Source organism: Bacillus sp. JJ1532 (assembly GCF_036965085.1).
In the GTDB taxonomy this organism is placed as follows: domain Bacteria; phylum Bacillota; class Bacilli; order Bacillales; family Cytobacillaceae; genus Cytobacillus.
This window is the reverse complement of sequence record NZ_JBALOW010000072.1, coordinates 258-6,934: the sequence shown is the minus strand read 5'-3', so window position 1 is coordinate 6,934 and position 6,677 is coordinate 258. Positions and strand designations below refer to the sequence as shown.

The 6,677-nt window shown below is 37.7% G+C and carries 6 protein-coding genes; 5 read left to right on the top strand and 1 reads right to left on the bottom strand.

Translation table 11 applies throughout. The features are described 5' to 3' along the window. Positions 1-407 precede the first annotated feature (407 nt). From V7122_RS20710 to V7122_RS20690, 5 genes are all read left to right on the top strand, one after another. Entirely contained in the window at positions 408-2,054 is a 1,647-nt protein-coding gene (locus tag V7122_RS20710; protein ID WP_335528787.1) for a peptide ABC transporter substrate-binding protein, read from the top strand. Between the two features lie 131 nt (positions 2,055-2,185). Then, a complete protein-coding gene (locus V7122_RS20705) occupies positions 2,186-3,121 on the top strand; it encodes an ABC transporter permease (protein ID WP_335345701.1) in 936 nt (311 codons plus the stop codon). A 2-nt stretch (positions 3,122-3,123) separates the two neighbouring features. Continuing rightward, positions 3,124-4,038 carry an ABC transporter permease gene (locus tag V7122_RS20700; RefSeq protein ID WP_335345700.1) on the top strand — a complete coding sequence of 305 codons (915 nt, stop codon included), beginning with the start codon at positions 3,124-3,126 and terminating at the stop codon, positions 4,036-4,038. A gap of 36 nt (positions 4,039-4,074) precedes the next feature. Continuing rightward, positions 4,075-5,142, top strand: a complete 1,068-nt coding sequence (locus V7122_RS20695) for an ABC transporter ATP-binding protein (protein WP_335345699.1) — start codon at positions 4,075-4,077, stop codon at positions 5,140-5,142. A gap of 2 nt (positions 5,143-5,144) precedes the next feature. Continuing rightward, complete coding sequence (locus V7122_RS20690; protein ID WP_335345698.1) at positions 5,145-6,080, top strand: ABC transporter ATP-binding protein; 936 nt, start codon at positions 5,145-5,147, stop codon at positions 6,078-6,080. Between the two features lie 211 nt (positions 6,081-6,291). Here V7122_RS20690 and V7122_RS20685 read toward each other — a convergent pair whose 3' ends face one another. Beyond that, the gene (locus V7122_RS20685; protein WP_335345697.1) at positions 6,292-6,477 is read right to left on the bottom strand and encodes a hypothetical protein; all 186 of its coding nucleotides are present in this window, start codon (positions 6,475-6,477) and stop codon (positions 6,292-6,294) included. Positions 6,478-6,677: the final 200 nt, after the last annotated feature.

Here is a 6,677-nt window from a genome sequence, read left to right as displayed (position 1 = left end):
TTTCTGTATAAATAAATTAATAGATTGCTATATTCGAAACAATCTGGACTTGCAATAATTTTTTTATGAAATTATAATTAATTTAGCAAACGAGTTCTTTACAAAATGATTACGATTATTACGAAGTGTTTACAGAATAAATGTGGGGTTTTTTATTATACTAAAAAAGTAAGTTTTAACTATTAAATAAAGATGCCAAATTCCAGCTGTCTGATTATTTGTCAGAATATAGGGATAATCATTTTATTAAAAGTATAAACTTACTTTTTTATTTGCTATTACAATGTCTGTTTATCAAACTCGTTTTAATTTACAGACTTTTTCGGTAATCTACCCACAATGTACACTTGTATTTGGAGTGAAATGTAAAGAAAACGATTGCAGTAAAAAATAGGGGGTTTAAAACCGTGAAAAAAAGATTATCTATCTTTTTTAGCATGCTGTTAGTACTAAGTATGTTCCTTGCTGCTTGCGGAGGAAAAGATAATGCTGACAGTGGAGACAAAGGCGGAGATAAAGACGCAGGTAAGTCTGATGTACCGCAAGAATTAAGAGTTAATATTAATACTGAACCACCATCGTTACACCCGGCACTTGCCAAAGACTCTACTTCTGGAACAGTGCTTCGCCAAACTCTTGAAGGCTTAACACGTATTGGAAAAGATGGGAAGCCAGAAAATGCAATGGCAGAAGATGTAAAAGTTTCTGATGACCAAAAAGTATACACGTTTACAATTCGTGACGCAAAATGGTCAAATGGAGATCCTGTCACTGCAAATGACTTCGAAGCTGCTTGGAAATGGGCTTTAGATCCAAACAACCAATCAGAGTATGCATACCAGCTTTATTACATTAAAGGTGGAGAAGCAGCTAACACTGCTGGCGGTTCACTTGATGAAGTTGGAGTTAAAGCTTTAGATGAGAAAACTCTTGAAGTTACTCTTGAAAACGCAACTCCATTCTTCTTAGAGTTAACAGCGTTCTATACTTACCTTCCATTCAACAGCAAAATTGCCGAAGCAAACCCAAATTGGGCTAATGATGCTGGTGAAAACTATACAACTAACGGACCTTTCGTAATGACTGAATGGGCTCATAGTGATAAAATCGTTCTTGAAAAGAGCGAAACTTATTGGGATGCAGACGCAGTAAAATTAAACAAAATTGAAATGATCATGATCAATGATCCAAATACAGAATTATCTATGTTTGATAATGGTGAGCTTGATTGGGCTGGTGCTCCAACAGGTGCGCTTCCAACTGATGCAATGCAAGCTCTTAAAGACGAAGGCCGTTTAACTACACAATCAATCGCTGGTGTTTACAAGTACAAGTTCAATACTACAGTTGAACCATTTAACAATGTAAATATCCGTAAAGCTTTTGCATTGTCAATTAACCGTCAAGAACTTATTGACAACATCCTTCAAGGTGAACAGCAGCCAGCTATGGCACTTGTACCGCCATCAATGTTTGAAGAAAATGAAAAAGGCTACTTCAATGACAATGACGTAGAAAAAGCAAAAGAATATTTACAAAAAGGATTAGAAGAAATGGGTCTTAAAGATCCTTCTGAGCTTCCTGCTGTAACACTTTCTTACAATACTTCTGAAGCACATCAAAAGATTGCTCAAGCAATTCAAGATATGTGGAAGAACAACCTTGGTGTAGAAGTAAATCTTGATAACCAAGAGTGGGCTGTATACCTTGATAAAGTACATTCACTTGATTACCAAGTTGCTCGTATGGGCTGGTTAGGTGACTTCAACGATGCAATCAACTTCCTTGAAATGTTCCGTGACGCTAATGGCGGAAACAACGATACTGGATGGGAAAACAAAGAATATCAAGAATTACTTGCAAAATCTGCTACTGAAGGAGATCCAGAAGTTCGTCAACAAATGTTAAAGGATGCTGAGGCTATCTTTATGGATGAAATGCCAATCGCTCCAATCTATTACTACACGAACAACTGGGTTCAAGATCCAAAACTAAAAGATGTTGTTGTATCTGGCTTAGGTGATGTACAATATAAATGGGCTTATTTTGAATAAGAATAAGTAATTAAACTTAAGGTATATGGGGGTATCTCCCTGTATACCTTAGTTTTCTGTTTTGCTGTTGCGCCTGAAAATGGCGCTTCCGCTTTCTATTTGACAAAGAAAAAAATTGGAGGTGTTAGTCAATGGCTAAATATATTGGAAAGCGCTTACTGTACATGTTAATCTCCTTATGGCTGATCGTAACTGCAACGTTTTTCTTCATGCGCATTGCACCCGGAAACCCATTTACATCTGAAAAACAGCTGCCTCCCGAAATTGAAGCGAATCTAAATGCTCACTATGGTTTGGACAAGCCTTGGTATGCTCAATACGGGGAATATTTACTTAGAGTGGCAAAATGGGATTTCGGCCCATCATTTAAATATAAAAGCCAAACGGTAAACGATTTAATTAATGATGGTTTCCCTGTTTCATTCGTGCTAGGAATGGAAGCAATTTTTCTAGCAATTGCGTTCGGGGTTCTTTTAGGGATTATTGCCGCATTAAGACATAATAAATGGCCAGATTACACGGCTATGATCATAGCAGTGTTGGGAATCTCTGTTCCATCCTTCATTATGGCATCCGTTCTTCAATACATTTTTGCAATTAAATTGGGCTTATTTCCTGTTGCCCGCTGGGAAACATTTATGCATACTGTTCTTCCAGCCTTAGCTTTAGGTTCAACACCGATGGCATTTATTGCACGTCTGACTCGTTCGAGTATGCTTGAAGTATTGAGCAATGATTATATTAAAACAGCAAAAGCAAAAGGGTTAAGTCAAGGAGTTATTACAGTAAGGCATGCAATCCGTAATGCACTTTTACCAGTTGTGACGTATTTGGGGCCTTTAACTGCTGGAATCTTAACAGGAAGCTTTGTTATCGAAAGAATCTTTGGTATTCCAGGTTTAGGTGCGCATTTCGTAACAAGTATTACAAACCGCGATTACACAGTTATTATGGGTGTAACAGTCTTCTATAGTGTATTGCTACTTGTATCTATTCTCCTTGTTGACATTGCATACGGATTCATCGACCCACGCATCAAACTTGCTGGCGGGAAGAAAGGAGAGTAAACATGCAGATTTCGAAAGATAAATTTCAACTTGTCGGATCACAATTAGAAAACGCCGAAAAAATTTCAAAGCCAAGTCTTTCATTTTGGAAAGATGTTTCCATCCGATTCCGAAAAAACAAGCTTGCTATGTTTGGATTAGTTCTATTATTTTTACTAATCATTATGGCGGCCTTTGGACCACATATGACAGAATATGATTATCGGACAAACGATTTAGCAAATAAAAACCAACCTCCATCTTCTGAGCACTGGTTTGGTACAGATGATCTTGGTCGTGATGTATTTGTCAGAACTTGGGAAGGTGCCAGGATTTCTATCTTTATTGGAGTTGCTGCTGCACTTATTGATTTATTCATCGGTGTAATTTGGGGCGGAATCGCTGGCTATAAAGGCGGACGCACAGATGAATTTATGATGCGCTTTGCAGATATTCTTTATGGCGTTCCATACTTATTGCTAGTTATCTTATTAATGGTAGTACTAGGGCAAGGACTTGGGACAATGATTCTAGCAATGACCATTACTGGCTGGATCAATATGTCGCGTATTGTCCGTGGACAAGTATTATCACTGAAAAGTCAAGAGTATGTTCTAGCCGCGAAAACACTTGGAGCGAACACGACAAGAATTATGGGTCGACATTTAATTCCAAACGCGATGGGACCAATTATGGTTACAATGACGTTAACCGTTCCATCTGCCATTTTCACAGAAGCATTCTTAAGTTATATTGGCCTTGGATTAACACCGCCTCTTGCCAGCTGGGGAACAATGGCTAATGACGGTTTGCCAGCTTTACGATATTATCCATGGCGTTTATTCTTCCCAGCTACGTTTATTTGTTTAACGATTTTTGCCTTTAATGTAATTGGGGACGGGTTACGTGACGCGCTTGACCCAAGACTTCGCAAATAAACTAGAAATGCGGGAGCTAGACAAAGGAGTGAGAAAATGGAAAAAATACTTGAAGTGAAAGATTTAGAAGTCTCGTTCCAAACATATGGAGGAAATGTGAAAGCAGTCCGCGGGGTTAGCTTTGACCTTTATAAAGGAGAGACACTCGCTATTGTTGGTGAATCAGGGTCCGGTAAAAGTGTTACCTCCCAGACAATTATGAAATTAATTCCAATGCCTCCAGGAAAAATTACTGGTGGACAAATTCTTTTCAACGGTGAAGACATTGTTCCAAAAACAGATAAACAAATGGAAAAAATCCGCGGAAAAGAAATCAGTATGATTTTCCAGGATCCAATGACTTCTCTAAATCCAACAATGAAAATTGGCTATCAGATTATGGAAGGTCTGATTAAGCATCAAAATATGTCAAAGCAGGCTGCTAAAGCACGTGCAGTGGAACTGCTTAGTCTAGTTGGTATTCCAATGCCGGAAAGACGTGTCAACCAATACCCACACGAATTTTCGGGCGGAATGAGACAGCGTGCGATGATCGCTATTGCACTTGCTGCAAATCCGAAGCTTTTAATTGCTGATGAGCCAACTACAGCTCTTGATGTAACGATTCAAGCACAAATTCTTGATTTAATGAAAGACTTACAAAGCAAAATGGATACGTCCATTATCTTTATTACTCATGATCTTGGAGTTGTTGCAAACGTAGCAGATCGAGTAGCTGTTATGTATGCGGGACAAATTGTGGAGATGGGTACTGTAGATGAGATTTTCTACGACCCTCGGCATCCTTATACATGGGGGCTTCTAGCATCTATGCCGAGCTTAGACAATGATGATAAAGCAGATCTTGCTGCAATACCAGGTACACCTCCAGACTTAACTAATCCTCCAAAAGGAGATGCTTTTGCAGCGAGAAATAAATATGCGCTTGCGATAGACTTTGAAGAGGAACCGCCAATGTATCAAATTTCTGATACGCATTTTGCAAAAACATGGCTTCTTCATCCAGATGCACCAAAGGTAGAACCGCCTGAAGCAGTTCAAAAACGGATGCGCAAATTATCCTCCACATATAAACAACCAGTCTTAGTGAAGGAGGGTAAATAAACATGGCTGAAAAATTATTAGAAATAAAAAATTTAAAGCAGCATTTCAATGTAGGGAAACCTAACATGGTTAAAGCTGTCGATGGTATAACTTTTGACATTTTCAAAGGTGAAACATTGGGACTTGTTGGTGAATCGGGATGTGGAAAATCAACTACCGGCCGAACGATTATTCGTCTGTATGATGCTACTGATGGCCAGGTTCTCTTCAATGGAGAAGACGTACATGGCAGGAAATCAGCAAAAGAATTAAAGAAATTCAATCGAAAAATGCAAATGATATTCCAAGATCCTTATGCCTCACTTAACCCTCGTATGACCGTTGCAGATATCATTGCTGAAGGAATTGATATTCACGGTTTAGCGAAAGGCAAAAAAGATCGAATGGAAAGAGTTTATGAACTATTAGAAACGGTTGGTTTAAATAAAGAGCATGCTAACCGCTATCCTCATGAATTCTCTGGCGGTCAAAGACAGCGTATTGGTATTGCAAGAGCATTGGCTGTTGAACCTGACTTTATTATTGCCGATGAGCCAATTTCTGCACTCGACGTTTCTATTCAAGCTCAAGTAGTTAACTTACTGAAAAACTTGCAGCGTGAAAAAGGATTAACATATCTTTTTATCGCTCATGATCTTTCAATGGTTAAATATATTAGTGACCGTATTGGTGTTATGTACTTCGGAAAGCTTGTTGAGCTTGCCAGTGCGGAGGATCTATATAATAATCCAATGCACCCATACACTCAATCTTTATTGTCTGCGATTCCACTTCCAGATCCAGATACAGAGCGTACGCGCAAACGTATTTCATATGATCCGAAGGTCCATAACTATAGTGATAACGAAAAGCTTGAAATGCGAGAAATTACACCAGGACACTTCGTGTATTGCTCGGAAAAAGAAGAAAAACAATATAAAGAGCAATATGCTAAATGATAAAAACGATCTCTTGGATGAGATCGTTTTTCCTTTTTAAGAAAAACTAAACCTTTTACGCTTTTACGCTTTTGTTTAATAAAGAATTCTTTTTAAAAGTATACAACAAATTAATTAAAAATACTATTGAAAATTTTTGTTTAATTTAATTTATATTATTAAAAAATAAAAAGAGACTGAGTTTCAGTCTCTTTCCGATCTATATATGATTTTATTTCTTTTTTCCTCCAACTGCTTTCCAGCCCGTTTGGAACTTTGCACATTGATCAACGAATTCATTTTTATTTTTTCCGCCGAACAGTTTTTCGCCAAGCCCATTTGTAATGACACCAAGTGTAGCAGTTAATCCAATTACTAGAAGTGCTACAATTGTTAAGTCAAATATGTATTCTGTCATTGTAAACCCCCCATTTCCCATTTTTACATGATAATAGCGAACCACAAGCATCATATCCCCACACTCTTATTGTATTAGAAGATGGGCTGCAATAAAAGGGGAAAAGGAAATTATATCACTTAATTTTTATTAAATTTTTTCAATTCAATTGCATTAATTGAGAATTAATGGGGCCTGGAAAGGTTTAATAATTAATAAAG

What these genes read in the sequence shown, in the direction of transcription:
- V7122_RS20695 (WP_335345699.1), top strand. Translation starts at nt 4,075, where the DNA reads ATGGAAAAAATACTTGAAGTGAAAGATTTAGAAGTCTCGTTCCAAACA.
- V7122_RS20705 (WP_335345701.1), top strand. Translation starts at nt 2,186, where the DNA reads ATGGCTAAATATATTGGAAAGCGCTTACTGTACATGTTAATCTCCTTA.
- V7122_RS20690 (WP_335345698.1), top strand. Translation starts at nt 5,145, where the DNA reads ATGGCTGAAAAATTATTAGAAATAAAAAATTTAAAGCAGCATTTCAAT.
- V7122_RS20685 (WP_335345697.1), bottom strand. Translation starts at nt 6,477, where the DNA reads ATGACAGAATACATATTTGACTTAACAATTGTAGCACTTCTAGTAATT.
- V7122_RS20700 (WP_335345700.1), top strand. Translation starts at nt 3,124, where the DNA reads ATGCAGATTTCGAAAGATAAATTTCAACTTGTCGGATCACAATTAGAA.